Source organism: Undibacterium sp. MH2W (genome assembly GCF_049340215.1).
Classification (GTDB): Bacteria; Pseudomonadota; Gammaproteobacteria; order Burkholderiales; family Burkholderiaceae_D; genus Undibacterium.
Window position 1 is genome coordinate 1 of the sequence record NZ_JBMPPA010000028.1, and the last position, 330, is coordinate 330.

Consider the following 330-nt stretch of genomic DNA (forward strand, 5'->3'; position numbering starts at 1 on the left):
TTCCAGCAGTATCACGGATCGCGTAGTACTGCTGGTTGGCTAGTACTACGTCGCCATTATAATTAACCCCAAATAATTGATTTGCTTGAGTTAATGCATTCGCTTGGATCACCCACTTATCACCGATGGCATGCCCCGTATTGTTCGCAAACTGCACTGCAACTCCATACGAGAGACCGATCACGCCTCCATTTACGGGAACGCCAGTGCTAGGGAACGTTGAACAATTATCTGTTCCCCACTTGAATGTATCTACTGCGCCCACCGAATCAATAACAACGCAGTATGTCGCACTAAATCCAGCGTTATACAACCCACCAGCAGTCAAAT

Annotated in this window: 1 protein-coding gene; it reads right to left on the bottom strand. The window is 47.0% G+C overall.

The window, feature by feature from the left end; genetic code table 11:
* Nucleotides 1–330 (bottom strand): hypothetical protein (locus ACO0K2_RS19715; RefSeq protein WP_423021766.1); only part of this gene is annotated, 330 nt, incomplete at both ends.